General features: G+C 50.8%; 13 protein-coding genes. 5 read left to right on the plus strand and 8 right to left on the minus strand.

Going from position 1 to position 15841, the window contains the following annotated elements:
* Nucleotides 1–36: 36 nt before the first annotated feature.
* From BUB73_RS02130 to BUB73_RS02160, 7 genes are all read right to left on the minus strand, one after another.
* Nucleotides 37–621 (minus strand): outer membrane beta-barrel protein, encoded by a 585-nt coding sequence (locus BUB73_RS02130; RefSeq protein WP_073283251.1) that lies wholly within the window; start codon nucleotides 619–621, stop codon nucleotides 37–39.
* A 110-nt stretch (nucleotides 622–731) separates the two neighbouring features.
* Nucleotides 732–2111 (minus strand): mannose-1-phosphate guanylyltransferase/mannose-6-phosphate isomerase, encoded by a 1380-nt coding sequence (locus BUB73_RS02135; RefSeq protein ID WP_073155417.1) that lies wholly within the window; start codon nucleotides 2109–2111, stop codon nucleotides 732–734.
* A 35-nt stretch (nucleotides 2112–2146) separates the two neighbouring features.
* On the minus strand, nucleotides 2147–3289 hold the full coding sequence (locus tag BUB73_RS02140; RefSeq protein WP_073155414.1) for a polysaccharide biosynthesis/export family protein: 1143 nt from the start codon (nucleotides 3287–3289) through the stop codon (nucleotides 2147–2149).
* 18 nt (nucleotides 3290–3307) lie between these two features.
* Complete coding sequence (locus tag BUB73_RS02145) at nucleotides 3308–3754, minus strand: low molecular weight protein-tyrosine-phosphatase (RefSeq protein WP_073155412.1); 447 nt, start codon at nucleotides 3752–3754, stop codon at nucleotides 3308–3310.
* A 28-nt stretch (nucleotides 3755–3782) separates the two neighbouring features.
* The gene (gene rfbC, locus BUB73_RS02150; RefSeq protein WP_073155408.1) at nucleotides 3783–4346 is read right to left on the minus strand and encodes a dTDP-4-dehydrorhamnose 3,5-epimerase; all 564 of its coding nucleotides are present in this window, start codon (nucleotides 4344–4346) and stop codon (nucleotides 3783–3785) included.
* Nucleotides 4347–4354: 8 nt separating this feature from the next.
* Nucleotides 4355–5242 carry a glucose-1-phosphate thymidylyltransferase RfbA gene (rfbA, locus tag BUB73_RS02155; protein WP_073283254.1) on the minus strand — a complete coding sequence of 296 codons (888 nt, stop codon included), beginning with the start codon at nucleotides 5240–5242 and terminating at the stop codon, nucleotides 4355–4357.
* Nucleotides 5242–7341, minus strand: a complete 2100-nt coding sequence (locus BUB73_RS02160) for a polysaccharide biosynthesis tyrosine autokinase (RefSeq protein WP_073155403.1) — start codon at nucleotides 7339–7341, stop codon at nucleotides 5242–5244. Before BUB73_RS02160 ends, rfbA begins: the two co-directional genes overlap by 1 nt.
* Before the next feature lie 91 nt (nucleotides 7342–7432).
* On the opposite strand from BUB73_RS02160, the gene BUB73_RS02165 reads away from it, so the two are divergent.
* The gene (locus BUB73_RS02165) at nucleotides 7433–10027 is read left to right on the plus strand and encodes a DEAD/DEAH box helicase (RefSeq protein WP_073283256.1); all 2595 of its coding nucleotides are present in this window, start codon (nucleotides 7433–7435) and stop codon (nucleotides 10025–10027) included.
* Between the two features lie 16 nt (nucleotides 10028–10043).
* Here BUB73_RS02165 and BUB73_RS02170 read toward each other — a convergent pair whose 3' ends face one another.
* Entirely contained in the window at nucleotides 10044–10766 is a 723-nt protein-coding gene (locus BUB73_RS02170) for an FISUMP domain-containing protein (protein WP_073233420.1), read from the minus strand.
* A gap of 348 nt (nucleotides 10767–11114) precedes the next feature.
* On the opposite strand from BUB73_RS02170, the gene nadA reads away from it, so the two are divergent.
* From nadA to BUB73_RS02190, 4 genes are all read left to right on the plus strand, one after another.
* Nucleotides 11115–12131, plus strand: a complete 1017-nt coding sequence (gene nadA / locus BUB73_RS02175) for a quinolinate synthase NadA (protein ID WP_073233418.1) — start codon at nucleotides 11115–11117, stop codon at nucleotides 12129–12131.
* 117 nt (nucleotides 12132–12248) lie between these two features.
* Nucleotides 12249–12926 (plus strand): hypothetical protein, encoded by a 678-nt coding sequence (locus BUB73_RS02180; RefSeq protein WP_073155393.1) that lies wholly within the window; start codon nucleotides 12249–12251, stop codon nucleotides 12924–12926.
* A 74-nt stretch (nucleotides 12927–13000) separates the two neighbouring features.
* Complete coding sequence (locus tag BUB73_RS02185) at nucleotides 13001–14221, plus strand: DUF6588 family protein (RefSeq protein ID WP_073283259.1); 1221 nt, start codon at nucleotides 13001–13003, stop codon at nucleotides 14219–14221.
* Between the two features lie 24 nt (nucleotides 14222–14245).
* Entirely contained in the window at nucleotides 14246–15799 is a 1554-nt protein-coding gene (locus BUB73_RS02190; RefSeq protein WP_073283262.1) for a carbon starvation CstA family protein, read from the plus strand.
* The last annotated feature ends 42 nt before the right edge of the window (nucleotides 15800–15841 follow it).

Raw genomic sequence — 15841 nt, forward strand, 5'->3', positions numbered from 1 at the left:
TTAATAGTTTGCTATCTCGTTTAAGACGTCCAACAATTAGCGCTGCTTAAACCAGTAGCTAAGACCGATTTGGATACCGAAACGGTTTGAATCCACATTATCCAAATCAAAAACATTGGTCAAACCGTAGGTAATACGGCCATCAATGCCCAGACCGAACTTGAACACATAGCCCAAGCCTGCAGCGAAGTCTACGTTAAATCCACTGGCCTCATCTATGGATTCTGCATCGGTAGACCTACTTCCATATTCAGCCCAGCTCAAGGTAGTCAGGTTAAGGCCCAGGTTAACACCCAGATCCATGAAGAAACCCGGAGTAAAATTCAGACGGGCCAGTACGGGGATACTCATGTCAACATACATGATGTATCTATGGTAGTCATCATAATCATCCACATCAAAGTCATATATGGCGTATTCAATACCTGCACCGGTATGAATGCCGAAATTTTCGTTAACCGGGAAGAGCATTTCGAAAGTGAAAGCATCACCGGTACCGATGTTACCATCGGCATCACCCATCAGGGAACCAACGATAAAAGCATCTCGGAGACCGAGACCCACAGCAAAGCTCTGCACGGCGGCAAAAGCAACGAAAGCAAGAACGATTAGTTTTTTCATGTTTCCTCCATATTTAATTTAAGGCGGAGCAAATATAAAAACTTATCCATAAAAAAAAGGCCACGAAAGAAAATCTTTCGCGGCCCATTATTGCTAAACAAACAGCTATGTTACTTTACACGATGGAAGTCATCTTCGACGCGGATGATATCGTCTTCGCCGGTGTATTCGCCCACCTGGATTTCGACGATGACCAGCGGAAGCTTGCCTTCGTTCTGCAGGCGGTGTACTTCGCCAACAGGAATGTAGGTTGATTCGTTGGGACGGACGTAGAACACCTTGTCGCCCACGGTGACGGTTGCGGTACCGCTGACTACGACCCAGTGTTCAGAACGGTGCAAATGCTTCTGCAGGGAGAGGCGCTTGCCCGGCTTCACCACGATACGCTTCATCTTGTAGCGTTCGGAGGATTCCAGCACGGAGTAGGTACCCCAGGGGCGGTTCACCGTCTGAGGCACGCTGATCAGGTCAGAGCCGCGGACTTTCAGTTCTTCCACCACCTGCTTTACCTTCTGGCTGCTGCTGAGAGGAGCAACGAGAAGTGCGTCGGGAGTATCCACGATGAGCATCTTATCGAGATCGATGGTTGCGATGGCACGCTGGGAACCCATGACCAGGGAGTTCTTGGAACCCACTGCAATGTGGCGGGGGTTTACGTTGTTACCATTTTCGTCGTGGGGATATTCGCCATAGAGGCTGTCGAAGGAACCGAGATCGCTCCAGCCGATATCGCTGGGAACCACCTTCACCTTGTCGGACTTTTCCATGACGGCGTAGTCGATGGAATTGGAAGGAATGGCCATCATGTCATCCATAGAAACGCGGATGGGTTCCTTTTCTTCAATGGCGGTATTGGCCAGAGCCTTCTTGGAAGCGGCCAAAATATCCGGAGAATGCTTCTGGAGTTCGTCGAGGAAGGTCTTTGCCTTGAAGCAGAAGATACCGGAATTCCAGTAGAAGTTACCTGCCAGCAAATACTTTTCGGCAGTGGCACGGTCCGGCTTTTCTACAAAACGCTTTACGTTTTCGCCATCGGCTTCGATGTAGCCGTAGCCAGTTTCGGGGCTGGTGGGAGTGATACCGAAAGTGACCAGGTTGCCTTCCTTGGCAAGTTCCTGGGCGCGGAGCAAAACAGCCTTGTATTCATCCTTCTTGCGGATCACATGGTCGGACGGAGAAACCAGGACGATTTCTTCGGGATCCAGGGTCAAGCAGGCCAGGGCGATGGCAGGGGCGGTATTACGGCCCACCGGTTCCAGCAGGAACTTGCCGCCCTTCTTGCCTTCGGCTTCCAGCTGGTCCTTAGCCAGGAAGAACTGGTCGGCGTTGGAAACGATGAACTGGGCTTCGCAGACTGCGGAGTTGGTCACCACGGTCTTGCGGAAGAGGGACTGTCCGTCAAAGAGCGGAGCAAACTGTTTCGGCATCAGGGAACGGCTTACGGGCCAGAGGCGAGTGCCGTTACCACCACAAAGGATAAGGTTGATCATTGAGTTACACCCTATAAATTAAACTTAGAGAATTATTACCGTCCCCACTGACCGCTGGACATCAACTGGATATTACGTCCAGTACTTGCAGCATTGTTAAGCAGAGCACCGGTCGGAGCAATCAAAGAAATGATACGGTTCCAGGTTGCAAGGCCAGAAGCGTCCACATAGACCACGTCATGAGAAGACAGGTTGAAGCGTTCTGCCATAGCAAGGGCCATGGCATTCTTGGCATTCAGCAGATAGACATCGATTGTCGTCTCATTGGAATTGCGAATCACATACACGGAACGGGAATCCGCATTCAAGGCATTCAGACCACCGGAAGAAGCCAAAGCTTCTACAAGGCTCAGCTTGCCATTGTTCACATCTACGGTTCCTACACGGCCAACTTCGCCAAGAACGTAAACCTTGTTGCTCTTCTGAGTTTCCTTCAGAGCGGGAACAAAGATCTGGTCACCGGGGCGGAGCAGAATCTTTTCAAGAGCTAGATTGTTCTGGAAAGCATCCAGATAGTTGATACTATAAACCTTGCCATCGCGGCGGAACTGCATGGCGGAAGGATCGGCATATTCATCAAATCCACCCACAAGGGAAATAGCGTCGGGCAAAGTCATGGGCTTTTCATCAAAGCCTACAGCACCGGGCTTGTTCACGGCGCCAGAAACAAAAGCCTTGCGACCATTGTAACCCGTCACACGCACGTCCACCTGGGGATCGTTCAAAATCTTATCGGAGAGGCGCTTTGTAATTTCTAAACGAAGTTCCTGTGCAGTCAAGCCAGCGACATTCAATTCACCGGCATAGGGGTAGAACAGCTTACCATCGGTAGTGACCTTCTGACCGGCAGGCTGGTACTGACCCATAGGAGAAGTCAGTTCCGGATGTTCCCAAACCACGATCTGGACCATATCCAGAGGTCCAATATGGTATTCCAGCTGAGGCAGGGAATCCACCATCAAATCCTTGAGATTGCCTGCGGCAGATTCTTCTTCAGCAGAGGCGGCGGCAACGTTTGCCTTGCCCAGATCGCCCTGATCAATGTAGTGAACACGAACGGTATAACCATTATACTCGGCAGAATCGCCAGGCAGAGCCATCTGCATCTGGGGACCAGCGGCGCATCCAGACAAGAGGGCTGCAGCAACACCGCAAAGTCCCAAACAAATCTTCTTCATAAATTCCTCACACCAGGCCTAGGCCTGGCCCTCACTCTGTTTAATTTTTTCGACCCAGTAGGGTGTCAGCTTGGAGATGTAATTCCATGCAAGAACAAATGCATTTTCCGGACGGCGATAGGGGTCAGGTACGTCGACCCTCATGTTTTCGCCATAACGGAAAACCTTGCCTTCCATAAAGGGATAGCGGGCAAGAATATCCATCTTCTGACCGTTTTCCATAGTTAGAATCAAGTCGGCCCACTTTACAATATCCAGGTTGATCTGACGTGCACGATGGGCACTCATATCTACACCATGTTCCAGGGCAATCTTCTGGCTGATTTCGTGAGCAGGGTGATCCACCAGGGCACCCAGACCAGCACTCATCACATTATAATCGGGGCCGAGTTCCTTCTTGAGAAGGTATTCGCCCGTGGGGCTACGGCAAATATTGCCGGTACATACAACAAGAATATTTTTCATCAGGTCAATAATAAAAAAATTAGGCCGATTACAATTCAAAAGCGAAGCCAAGATCCTTCAACAGAGGGTTCTTGGTGTCCTTTTCGCTGAGAAGCGGTTCAAAACCATTTCCCACAGGCCACTCGATTCCGATGGCCGGGTCATTCCAGAACAGACCGCCTTCATCCTTGGGATCATAAAGGCGTGTACATTTGTACACAAAGGTTGCAGTTTCACTCAAAACCACAAAACCGTGAGCAAAGCCTTCGGGAATGTAGAACTGGCGCTTGTTTTCGGCAGAAAGCACCACACCTTCGTACTTGCCGAAAGTGGGGCTGCCCTTGCGCAGGTCCACAGCCACGTCATAAACTTCACCTTCCAACACGCGGACAAGCTTGCCCTGGGGATTCTTTTTCTGGAAATGAAGGCCGCGAAGGACACCCTTCTTGGAGCGGGATTCATTATCCTGAACAAAAACCATATCAAGACCGGCTTCATCAAATTCGGCCTTGTTATAGGTCTCCATGAAGTAACCGCGATGATCACCATAGACGGTGGGTTCAACGATAGTTACGCCTTCAATACTGGTCTTTATAAAATTGAACTTTCCCATATGATTACCTAATATCTAATCTTTCCTTCGGCGACTTTACGCAGGTGCTGGCCATAGGGGCTCTTACCATATTTGGCAGCAGATTCCAGCAACTTGTCCTTGCTGATCCAGCCATTGATGTAGGCAATTTCTTCTATGGCGCTGATCTGGATGCCCTGGCGATTTTCCACCATACGAACAAAGTCTCCAGCCTCGATCAGGCTGTCCATGGTACCGGTATCCAGCCAGGCAAAACCGCGACCCAGCAACTTCACATCCAAGTCACCCTGATCCAGGTAGGTCTTGTTCAGGTCCGTAATTTCCAGTTCTCCGCGAGCGCTGGGTTTCTGGGACTTGGCATATTCGACCACGCGGTTGTCATAGAAATACAAGCCGGTAATGGCATAATTGCTCTTGGGTTCCTTGGGCTTTTCTTCTACAGAAATCACCTTTCCGGCTTCGTCAAATTCCACAACACCGAAACGTTCGGGATCATCCACATAGTAACCGAACACACTGGCGCGACTGTTCTGTTCGGCGTTCTTGACGGCAGCCTTCAGAAGGGGACTAAAGCCGTTGCCGTAGAAAATATTGTCGCCGAGAACCATGGCGCAGCAATCATTTCCAATAAATTCCTCACCCAGAATAAAAGCCTGGGCTAGGCCATCAGGGCTGGGCTGAACCTTATAGCTAAGGTTGAGACCCATCGAGGAACCATCACCCAACAGACGTTCAAAATTGGGAAGGTCCGTCGGAGTGGAAATAATCAAAATATCACGGATTCCCGCCAACATCAAGGTAGACAGCGGGTAATAGATCATGGGCTTGTCGTAAACAGGCAACAGCTGTTTCGAAGTCACCATGGTCAGGGGATAAAGTCTAGTACCGGAACCACCGGCGAGCACAATACCTTTCATTAGTATTTCCCGTACTTGTAGCCGTAACCTTCGGTGCGGCTATGTTCATACTTGTTGATGACAATAGAAGCATGTGCAGTACTGTTGCCCTTGAGGATCTGACTCATACCTTCCTGAATGGCTTCAATAGAATGCCTATTGTATTCGATGACCATAACGATCTGGGCAGCCAGGCGGCAAGCCAGGGCAGCATCCGTCACCAGCATGATCGGCGGAGTATCCACAATCACCAGATCATACTCAGACTTAAATCTTTCAATCAAATCGGCATAATGCCTGGAGCCAAGAAGTTCAGCCGGGTTGGCAGGGACATTGCCGCAGGGGATCACAAACATGTTTTCCACTTCGGTGGGGTGAATAACTTCTTCCACCTGGACTTCACGGAGCAGCACCTGGGAAAGACCGTTGCCGCGCTTGATTCCGAATTCCTTATGGAGGCGACCCTTACGGAGATCCGCATCAATGAGCAAGACCTTCTTGCCCAGACCTGCAAACAAGGCTGCCAAGTTCACAGAAATAAAGCTCTTGCCTACGCCGGGAATCAGGCCGCTAACACCAATGACAGAACCATTATCGTCCATCATAGAGAATTCCAGGGAAGAACGGAGAGCACGGAGGGATTCCACGGCCACGTCGTCGGGTTCCACCACGGCCAGCGGTCTTGTGCCCTTGGTTCCCTGGGGATTGCCCTTGGGCACCTTTGCATAAACCGTAAAACCAGTTTCCTTTTCGATAAAGCTAGCGCTCTTTACACCGCTGCTGAACTTGGTCTTCAGAGAAATAATCAAAGTACCAAACAGGAAGCCAAGGAACAGGGCGACAGCAACAATCAGCTTGGGCTTGGGCTTAGTGGGTCTGAGAGCCTTTTCAGCAAAGTCCACAATACGCACGGAGCCCACTTCACCGGCAGAAACAAGACGCAGCTGCTGGATATTGTTCAGCATGGTGGTGTAGAGAATCTTGCTCTGTTCCACTTCGTTTGTCAGTTTTAGCACTTCCTGCTGAGTGGTGGGAAGTTTCTTTACCTGGCTGGCGGTTCCTGCCAGTTCACGCTTCAAGGCATCTTCCTGATCTTCCAGAGTCTTTACAGTAGGATGTTCAGAATGGAAAAGTCGAATCGCTTCCTGCTTACGCTGTTGCAAGGCAAGAATGTCCTGTTGCAACTTCATGCGGCGCTGAAGCACCAACTGAGTTTCTGCATTCACGTCTACAGAACCCACGCGGTTACGATAGGCGTTCAAGTTCATGAGAGAGGAATCCATCTGGGCCTTCACATCAGGCAGCTGCTTTTCCAGGAATTCCAACGTCTTCTGGGCTTCAGCATTACGTTCTTCCACATTCTGACGTAAATAAGAAGAGGCTACCTCATTCAATACGGCCATGCCACGATCCGGATAGATATCCTGATAGGTAAATTCCAGGATTCCAGTCTTTTTACCCTTTTCCTTTACGTCAAAGGCGCTACGGAACGAACTGATGGCATCGAGACGCTTACGCTTACGGACGACAAAACGCTGACCCGGGCGAACATCGCAGCTGATAATGCCAAATGCGGCAGAATCACCGGCATAGGGAAACTTGTAGGTATGGCCAGGTTCACCCGATAGAACAACTTTATCAAGGTGGTCATACAGGTCAAAACGACCAGTACTGTCCTTGATTTCCACTTCCCATTCCTTAATCTTGTCAGTCTTGGGGACGCTATCCCAGGGGACTTCAATCTGCGCAAGGTCAAGTCTGCCTTCCCTATGGAGAAGACGGTCCAGGAAATTCAAGGGTTCAGCCTCGTACTGCAGGCGCATCTTTTCGACAGCGGCACCCATCACCTGACGGCTACGAATCAACTCAATTTCTGTTTCGGCAGGAGAAGCGTTGGAGAAAAGGGCTCCAAGTCCACCCATCATACCCATAGAGTTCTTGCTGTTTTTCGATTCAATCTGAAGAAGAGCATCTACCTGGTAAACAGGCCTAATCCACAAGGAGACAAAGACACCTACAATGCCAGCAACCACTAAGCAAGGCAGCATGATATACCAATTTTTGGCAACATCCTTAAGCAATTCAGTCAAGTCGGTTTCTTCTTTCTTTTTCGATGCCATAAAGACCCTTATCTAGAACGAGTTTAAATTCACACCAATGAACTCAAATTTAAAAAATCAGACGTTCCCTCAAAAAACTATCTTTACTTTTATGACTGAAAAAGCCCCCGTTTCTTTAAAAGACTACTTGACTAAAGCCGATTCCGATGTATCATCTGAAGCCCTGCTGGAAAACTTTCTGGCCTGGGCTGATGCCAAGGGTACTACGCTGTACCCCGCCCAGGAAGAGGCAATCCTTGAACTTTTAGACGGGAAAAACGTTATTCTAAATACGCCTACGGGTTCAGGAAAATCCATGGTAGCCCTGGCGCTCCATTTTGACAGTCTGGCCCACGGCCGACGCAGCGTCTACACCTGCCCCATCAAGGCCCTGGTCAACGAAAAGTGGATGGCCTTGTGCAAGGAGTTCGGTCCCGAAAATGTAGGACTTTCTACAGGAGACGCCACCGTCAACCGCGACGCCCCCATCATCTGCTGTACCGCAGAAATCCTTGCCAACATGGCCCTCTGCGAAGGGGAACAGTCCACCATTTCTGACGTGGTCATGGACGAATTCCATTACTATTCCGACAAGGAACGCGGTGTCGCCTGGCAGGTTCCTCTTTTAACCATGCCCAACACCCGCTTTTTGCTCATGAGCGCCACCGTAGGCGCCACGGAATTTTTCGAAAAGGAAATGACCAAGCATACGGGCAAGGAATCCGTCACCGTTCGCTCCACCCAGCGCCCCGTACCCCTGGATTTTACCTACTCCGAAACCGAAATTTCCAACACAGTTCAGCGACTGATCAACGAAGGGAAGGGCCCTGTTTACGTGGTTCACTTTACCCAGGCCGCAGCCGCTACCAACGCCCAGAACTTCATGAGTCTGGACCTTTGCACCAAGGAAGAAAAGGTGGCCATTAACGAGGCCATCAAGGAAATGCGTTTCAGCAGTCCTTACGGCCCCGAAGTAAAACGTTGGCTGAAGCAGGGCATTGGCATCCACCATGCGGGTCTACTTCCCAAGTACCGCATCCTGTGTGAAAAACTGGCCCAAAAAGGTCTGCTGAAGGTCATCTGCGGAACAGACACTCTTGGCGTAGGCGTGAACGTTCCCATTCGTTCCGTGCTGTTCACCCAGCTTTGCAAATATAGCGGCGACAAGACCGCTATTCTAACCGCTAGAGACTTCCACCAGATTGCAGGCCGCGCAGGCCGCAAGGGTTTTGACGACATCGGTTACGTTGTGGCCCAGGCCCCGGAACACGTCATCGAAAATCTGAAACTGGAAGCCAAGACAAAACAGACCGGCAAGAAATTCCAGAAGAAGAAACCGCCCGAACACGGCTACGTTCCCTTCGACAAGAACACCTACGAACGTTTGATCCAGGCCCAGCCGGAACCGCTGACCTCCAGTTTCCACGTCAGCCATGGCATGCTCTTGAACATTCTCAGCCGTCCCACCGACGGTTGCAAGGCCATGCGCAACCTGATCAAGGACTGTCACGAAACGGCCGCCAGCAAAAAGCAGTTGAGCAAGCGCGCCTTCCAGCTTTTCCGTGGTCTGGTAGAAGGCCATATTATCGAATTTGCCCCGCAAGTGGCACCGGGCTACAGCAAACTTCGCGTGAACATGGATCTGCAAGATGACTTTTCCATGAACCAGCCCCTTTCACTTTATCTACTGGATACCTTGCCCAAGCTGGATCGTGAAAGCCCCGAATACGCACTGGACGTCATTACTTTATGCGAAAGCATCGTTGAAAATCCCGAAGCCATTCTCCGCATCCAGATGAACAAGGCCAAGAACGCCCGCATGGAAGAACTGAAGGCCCAGGGCATGGAATTCAACCAGCGCATGGAAGAATTGGAAAAGGTGGAATACCCCAAGCCGTTGCGGGATTTCATTTACGACACCTACAATAACTTTGCCGAAACCCACCCCTGGGTAGACGTAAATGTGGAACCCAAGTCTATTGTCCGCGAGATGTTCGAAAACTTCAGCACCTTCAGCGGTTACATCAAGCAGTATGGTTTGCAGCGCATGGAAGCCATCTTGCTCCGACACCTGAACGGGGTTTACAAGGTGTTGGCCCAGACCGTTCCCGACAGCTACAAGAACGAGGAACTCCACGACATGGAAGAATTCCTGGGCGATATGATCCGCAGAACGGACAGCAGCCTGTTGGAAGAATGGGAAAAGATGGCCCACCCCGAAGACTACCAGAAACGTATGGACGATGCAGGCGCCACCGAAATGGAAACCGCCTTCGGTGCCGACAAGGTGGCCGCAGACATTACCTACGACAAGAAGCGCTTTATCAACATGGTCCGCCAGCGCATTTTCCAGCTCATGAGTGCATTGCAGAAGCAGGCTTTTGGCGACGTATTGGATATGTTGGCAGACGACCTTGCAGAAGGCCAAATGCTAGTGGATGGCGAAGGCAAACCCTGGACCGAAAACCGTCTGATGGAAATCATGGCAGCCTACATTGCAGAACACCACAAGTTCCGCCTGGATGTGGAAGGACGTTCCGTACACCACACCATCATTACCTACGAAGGCGAAATCATGCACGTCCAGCAGATGCTTCAGGACGAAGAAGATTTCAATGACTGGAGTATTGACTTCAAGATTGATCTAAAGGAATGCCGTGAGGCAGGCATGCCCCTCCTGAACATGGTCCGCATCGGAGAAGTCTAGAACATCGCGCCGGCGCCTAGCAGTCTTTCACGCAGCGGATAGCAAAGGCGTCGGTCTTGTAGGTATAATCGGCACCGATCTTTCCGCCACGAAATGAAATGCTGCGATATCTAGCATATTCATTTCCCATGCTGGTGGAAGTCCAGTAATAGGCAGACTTGTTCAAGTCATAAAAGTAACCCATGCTATAGCGGCCGCCAGAAGGTATGGAAGCAAAACCTACGCTATCCTTGCCCACCACGGAGCCGTAGCATTCTTCCCAGTACTCGGAAGACTTTAGCATGGTTCCCGGCAGACCGTCCTGCAAGCTTCTGCAAAATTCGCACAGTTCATGCCATTCCTCTTCAGAAGGGATGTGCCAACCTTCGGGTGCGATTCCGCGGAACCTGCCCGACGTAATCAGCGATTCCCCTTCAGCGCCCAATTCGTCTTCGTTATAGCGGGGGCTTAAATTCATGGCGGCGGCCCAGGTATAAAGTCTACCGAACTTGCCCACATTTTTTTCCACCTCGCCGTAGGCGTAACTTCCCACATCGTCGTCGGCGGCACCGCCCTTACTCACATAACGAAGGTTTTCCGCCATCCAGATTTGGTTTCCGATTTTTACCGTACTGTAGATTTCACCGTCACGTTCGTCAACTAAGGAACCATAATCGAATTTCACGCCGTTTTTCATCAAGTATGCGGCATGCTCTTCGTCTTTTACAGTTTTCGTAAATTCAGTACGGTCAAAAAACATAATTTACACCCTATTCTTTACACTATTTGAAATCTTTTCATTTCTTTTCCAATTGGACGTCCCCTATACGCAAAACCCATGCCAAGGGAGGAGAAAGACTAGAGTGAAGAGGAATTATGAGACACAAAAGAAGTATGCTGAGCGGACTGTCATTCTGAACTCGTTTCAGAATCCCATGAACGCATGAGACCCTGAGCGCCCACAGGGCGACGCAAGGCGCCATCGGCGCGATTATGATAATTCGTATCTCGTATCTGATATCTCATATCCTATATCTGGTATCCAATGTCTCGCGGTTCTGGGGTGGGGACGCTGATGGGGTCCGTCTAATTTTTTTATATTTAGGCCATGACCGCAGAAGAACTTTACAATCGTCTTAAGAGTATCCAGCCTGGCGCTGTCCTTTGCACCTATTCCATGGAAAAAGTGGAACAGATGCTTCCCATCATCAACGAAATCAACGAACTGAAGAAGGAACGTGACGCCGTCATTCTCGCCCACAGTTACGTTGCCCCGGAAATCATCCTGGGTGTTGCCGACTACGACGGCGACAGTTTCAAGCTGAGCCAGGACGCCACCAAGGTGGAAGCAAAGACCATCGTCTTCTCCGCAGTCCGTTTCATGGGTGAAACCGCAAAGATTCTGAACCCCACCAAGGACGTCTTGATTCCCGGACCCCTTACCGGCTGTAGCCTGGCCGACTCCATTACCGGAGCCGAAGTCCGCGCCCTCCGCGAAAAGTATCCGGATCACACCTTCGTCTGCTACATCAACACCACTGCCGACGTAAAGGCAAACTGCGACGTTTGCGTTACCAGCTCCAACGTGATGAAGATCGTGAGCAGTCTCGAAAACGACAAGATTGTGTTCGTACCCGATGGACTCATGGGTCAGAACCTGATCGAAGAAATGAAGAAGCGTAACATCAAGAAGGAAATCGTGCTCCACAGCGGTTGCTGCTACGTGCACGAAACCTACGATTCCGAACTGATCAACTTCTTCCGCAGCCAGAATCCGGGTCTTAAGGTGGTGAGCCACCCCGAATGCCACCCGGGCGTAGCACTTCTCAGCGATTACGTGGGCAGCACCGGTCAGATGGTCACCTACATCAAGGACCAGCCCGAAGGCACCCCGTTCCTGCTCCTTACCGAATGCGGTCTCAATGCCCGTATGCAGTACGAGTTCCCCAACAAGCGCTTTATTGGCAGCTGCAGCATGTGTAAGTACATGAAGTCCAACTCCCTGGAAAACATCCTGGAAACCCTCCGTCATCCGGAAGCAGCCCAGCATGTGGAACTGGACGAAGCCACCCGCGTCGCCGCCAAGAAGTGCATCGACGCCATGTTCTACTACGCAGCGAAATAGTTGGAAGTTGGAAGTAGACAGTAGACTGTAGACTGTTTACTGGGGTAGAGTTATGCGAGGTGCCAAACTTTAACTCATTGCTCACCTCTCACAGCCCATCGCTTTTTGAGGAAATTGATGAAGAAGTTTCTTTTTGTTCTGATTGCCGTGGTCGGTATGCTGTTTTCTCAGGCAGCTGCCGACGAGGGATACTGGCCCAAGTCCTACTTTGCAGAAGTAGGTTTCGGCATTATTGCATCTAAGGGCGACTTTAACGAAAGGTCGACTGCAATCACAGATACCGCAGGCAAAAAAGGTCTCATTCACCAGCCCGCCCTGGATTTTCTGGCAACACCCGACCTTACCATCGGTGCCAACATCGCCCAGTTCACCCTAGCCCTGAATTTCCAGTATTGGACATCCAACCAGACCTTAGCCGGTTTTTCCGATGAATCCTACACGGCAGATTCCCGCATTTGGCGTCTCGGCTTTGAGTTTACATACAACTTATTCTGGCCCGACTATTTCCAGATCGGCCTCGGCGGCGGTTACTCCTACACAAGCATCAACACTAAAAATTCTGTCTACTTCCAGGATGGAGGCGTCCAGAGTTCTGAACTGATGGGTTCTGCAGTAGGCTTTATCGCCAACCTCCATTACTACTTTACAGACCAGCTTTCCATGGTTCCGGCAATCAAGGTTTACGAAAACTGGTTCAAGAACGCATACAGCGGAAGAACCGACAATTGCGATCTGGATCCGTACCTGTGGCAGACCTTCGTGCTGGCCTCTGTCAGTCTGCAGTATACCTTCTAGACAATACATCAACCTCGGACTTTTACATTTAGAGGCCGTGCAAAAAAGGTCGTCAATTTCTATCTTTGGCGACCATGAAAACAATCTCTAGAATCGCTTTCGCTTTCAGCTGCCTCGCAGCAACCGCCAACACATTTGCCATGGACGCCAAGGGCTGGGCATCCACCTACGAATCCATGGCCGCCTTCGAAGACAAGGGCGTACTCAACGAGTATTACAACAACCGCCCCGGCTATGTAAAGCCCATTATCGACAATCTGGGCAATGTGCTGAACAGCAACTGGTATGTAAGCGCAAACGTTCCCCAGAGTCTGACATTTGAAGTGGGCATGCCCTTCTCCATCGTCCCTATCGGAGATGATGACAGAAAATTCTCCGAAACCTTTGACATCAACGGAACTCCCATGGCCTTCGATGTCCCCACCATTTTCGGCGAACACGGCAATCCCCAGGAAAACACCGGCCTAGTTTACGGTAACGAGACCTTGAACGGTCTGGGAGTTTTCACTTACCCCTATCTGCAAGTTGCAGGTAGTTTCTACCACGCACGCGTTGTCCTGCGCGGTATGTTCCTGCCCAGCATCAGCAACCTGACCAAGTTCAATCTTTTCGGTTTCGGTCTGCAGTATAGTTTCGGTCACCTGTTCCAGTATATGTTGCCTCCCGCAGCCCAGGGCCTTGACGTAAGCTTTGTCTTCGGCTACAGCACCAGCGGCATCGGCTACCGCCCCGACGAATACAAGGGCTCTCTCGACCTGGATGTTTCCGCCACCACGTTTGACGTTGTCATTGGCTATAAGCCCATCAACTTTATCGAAGTGATGATGACCTTGGGTTACCAGAGCGCCACCATGAAGTCTTCTGGCCACATGTACCAGGTTGCCGGAACAGATCCCTTCACCGGCGCTGAAATCGAAACCAACGTTATTAACCCCAACATTTCTGTAGACGGCAATAACGGTTTCAAGTTCGGCCTGGCCGTGGCCTTCCAGTTCGGTAGTTCCTTCCACCCGGTTCTCGGATTCGATTACGCCGGCAAGTCCAGCTACACAACCAACGTACTTTACTTCCGTCAGCAGTTGGGTCACGACAAGACCCCCGACGAAATCGCAAAGGAAAAGGGTTACGTTCGCGGCGCCGTGAACGAAAAGGAAGAATCCAAGGTTGAATCAGTCCAGGAAGAAGCTCAGGATTCCTACAATGAAATGAATGACTCTGCAGAACAGATTTCCAACGAAGAACCTGTCGCAGATAATTCCAACGACGATTTCGACTCCCCGTCTTACGACGATTAATCAAATAAAACAAAAAGGCACAAGATGATTACTTTCCTAATTGGCGTTGCTATCCTTATTGGCGGCTACTTCACTTACGGCAAGTTCGTAGAACACGTGTTCGGCCCCGACGACCGCAAGACTCCCGCCACCGAAAATCCCGATGGTGTGGACCGTCTGGTTCTCCCCCACTGGAAGAATATGCTGATCCAGCTTTTGAACATTGCCGGTATCGGTCCTGTGATTGGCGTGATTCTGGGCATCAAGTTCGGCGCCATCGTCTTCATCTTGCTGCCTCTGGGAAACGTGCTGGGCGGAGCCGTACACGATTACTTTAGCGGTATGGTCAGCATGCGCAACAACGGTTACAACGTGCCGGCCCTTTCCCGCAAGTTCATGGGCAAGGGTCCTTCCAAGGTGGTAATGACCTTGATTTCCGTAGCCCTGATTTTGGTGGGCGCCGTATTCACCAACACCCCCGCCCAGCTGATCAACACCCCCATCCTCGTCGGTAACGCCGTATCCCCCACCCTGTTCTGGATTGCGGTGGCCTGCATTTTCGTTTACTACTTCCTCAGCACATTCTTCCCCATCGACAAGATTATCGGACGTATCTACCCGGTGTTCGGCGGTTTGCTGATTTTAGCCTCTCTCGCCATTCTCGTGGGTATCGCCCCCAACCTGAACGTACTTGACGAAATCAACTTCAACGACTTCGGCAGCAACTTTACGCAACATCCGGCTCACCAGCCCATCTTGCCCATGCTGTTCGTAACCATCGCCTGCGGCATCATCAGCGGATTCCATAGTACCCAGAGCCCTCTGGTGGCACGTACCGAATTTACCGAAAAGACCGGCCGTCAGACATTCTACGGTATGATGATTCTGGAAGGTCTCATCGGTATGATCTGGGCTGCCGGCGGTATGTTCATCTATCACCTCCATCCGGAACTGATTACTGGCGCCAGCGGCGTCAAGGTCTTGAGCACCCTGGTTTCTACCGTGCTGCCCTTCGCCCCCATTTCTGTGCTGGTCGTGGTTGGCGTGATTGTACTTGCCATTACCAGTGGCGACACAAGCCTCCGCAGCCTCCGTCTGACCATTGCAGAACTTTTGCACATTGATCAGACTTCCGCCAAGAACCGTTTGTTCTTGACCGTTCCCATGTTCGCCATCTGCCTTGCCATTATCTTCTGGAGCAATCTGGACAAGGAAGGTTTCAACATCCTGTGGAACTACTTCAGTTGGAGTAACCAGCTCATGGCCGTCTGCAGCCTCTGCGTTACCGTGGTCTACCTTCGCTGCAAGAAAAAGAATTTCTGGATTGCACTTCTGCCCTGCATGTTCATGACTTTCATTACCGCAGATTATATCCTCTGGGTCAGCCCCACCAACTTGAAGGGAGCTCCCGTAGGTTTCGGTCTGGACTATAACACCGCAAGAGTCATGGCCGTATTCGTAGCCATCGCCCTGGGCGTTTGGCTGGTCCGTCGCGGCAAGGAACTTTCCAGGAGGAACGAATTCAACCCCGACAAGTGGGACCACGAACTGGACAAGAAGAATAACTTCAATCCGCAGTTGCGCAGAAAACAAAAGTAAGCCAACCTAAGTAAAGAGCCGTGAGCTATGAGCAGCGAGCTT

This window comes from Fibrobacter sp. UWH6, assembly GCF_900142465.1.
Taxonomy (GTDB): Bacteria; Fibrobacterota; Fibrobacteria; order Fibrobacterales; family Fibrobacteraceae; genus Fibrobacter.

Bases quoted from the DNA above. Each gene is read 5' to 3' on its own strand.
- BUB73_RS02130 (WP_073283251.1), bottom strand. From the start codon at position 621: ATGAAAAAACTAATCGTTCTTGCTTTCGTTGCTTTTGCCGCCGTGCAG.
- BUB73_RS02185 (WP_073283259.1), top strand. From the start codon at position 13,001: ATGAAAACAATCTCTAGAATCGCTTTCGCTTTCAGCTGCCTCGCAGCA.
- BUB73_RS02135 (WP_073155417.1), bottom strand. From the start codon at position 2,111: ATGATCAACCTTATCCTTTGTGGTGGTAACGGCACTCGCCTCTGGCCC.
- BUB73_RS02170 (WP_073233420.1), bottom strand. From the start codon at position 10,766: ATGTTTTTTGACCGTACTGAATTTACGAAAACTGTAAAAGACGAAGAG.
- BUB73_RS02180 (WP_073155393.1), top strand. From the start codon at position 12,249: ATGAAGAAGTTTCTTTTTGTTCTGATTGCCGTGGTCGGTATGCTGTTT.
- rfbC (WP_073155408.1), bottom strand. From the start codon at position 4,346: ATGGGAAAGTTCAATTTTATAAAGACCAGTATTGAAGGCGTAACTATC.
- nadA (WP_073233418.1), top strand. From the start codon at position 11,115: ATGACCGCAGAAGAACTTTACAATCGTCTTAAGAGTATCCAGCCTGGC.
- rfbA (WP_073283254.1), bottom strand. From the start codon at position 5,242: ATGAAAGGTATTGTGCTCGCCGGTGGTTCCGGTACTAGACTTTATCCC.
- BUB73_RS02165 (WP_073283256.1), top strand. From the start codon at position 7,433: ATGACTGAAAAAGCCCCCGTTTCTTTAAAAGACTACTTGACTAAAGCC.
- BUB73_RS02160 (WP_073155403.1), bottom strand. From the start codon at position 7,341: ATGGCATCGAAAAAGAAAGAAGAAACCGACTTGACTGAATTGCTTAAG.
- BUB73_RS02145 (WP_073155412.1), bottom strand. From the start codon at position 3,754: ATGAAAAATATTCTTGTTGTATGTACCGGCAATATTTGCCGTAGCCCC.
- BUB73_RS02190 (WP_073283262.1), top strand. From the start codon at position 14,246: ATGATTACTTTCCTAATTGGCGTTGCTATCCTTATTGGCGGCTACTTC.
- BUB73_RS02140 (WP_073155414.1), bottom strand. From the start codon at position 3,289: ATGAAGAAGATTTGTTTGGGACTTTGCGGTGTTGCTGCAGCCCTCTTG.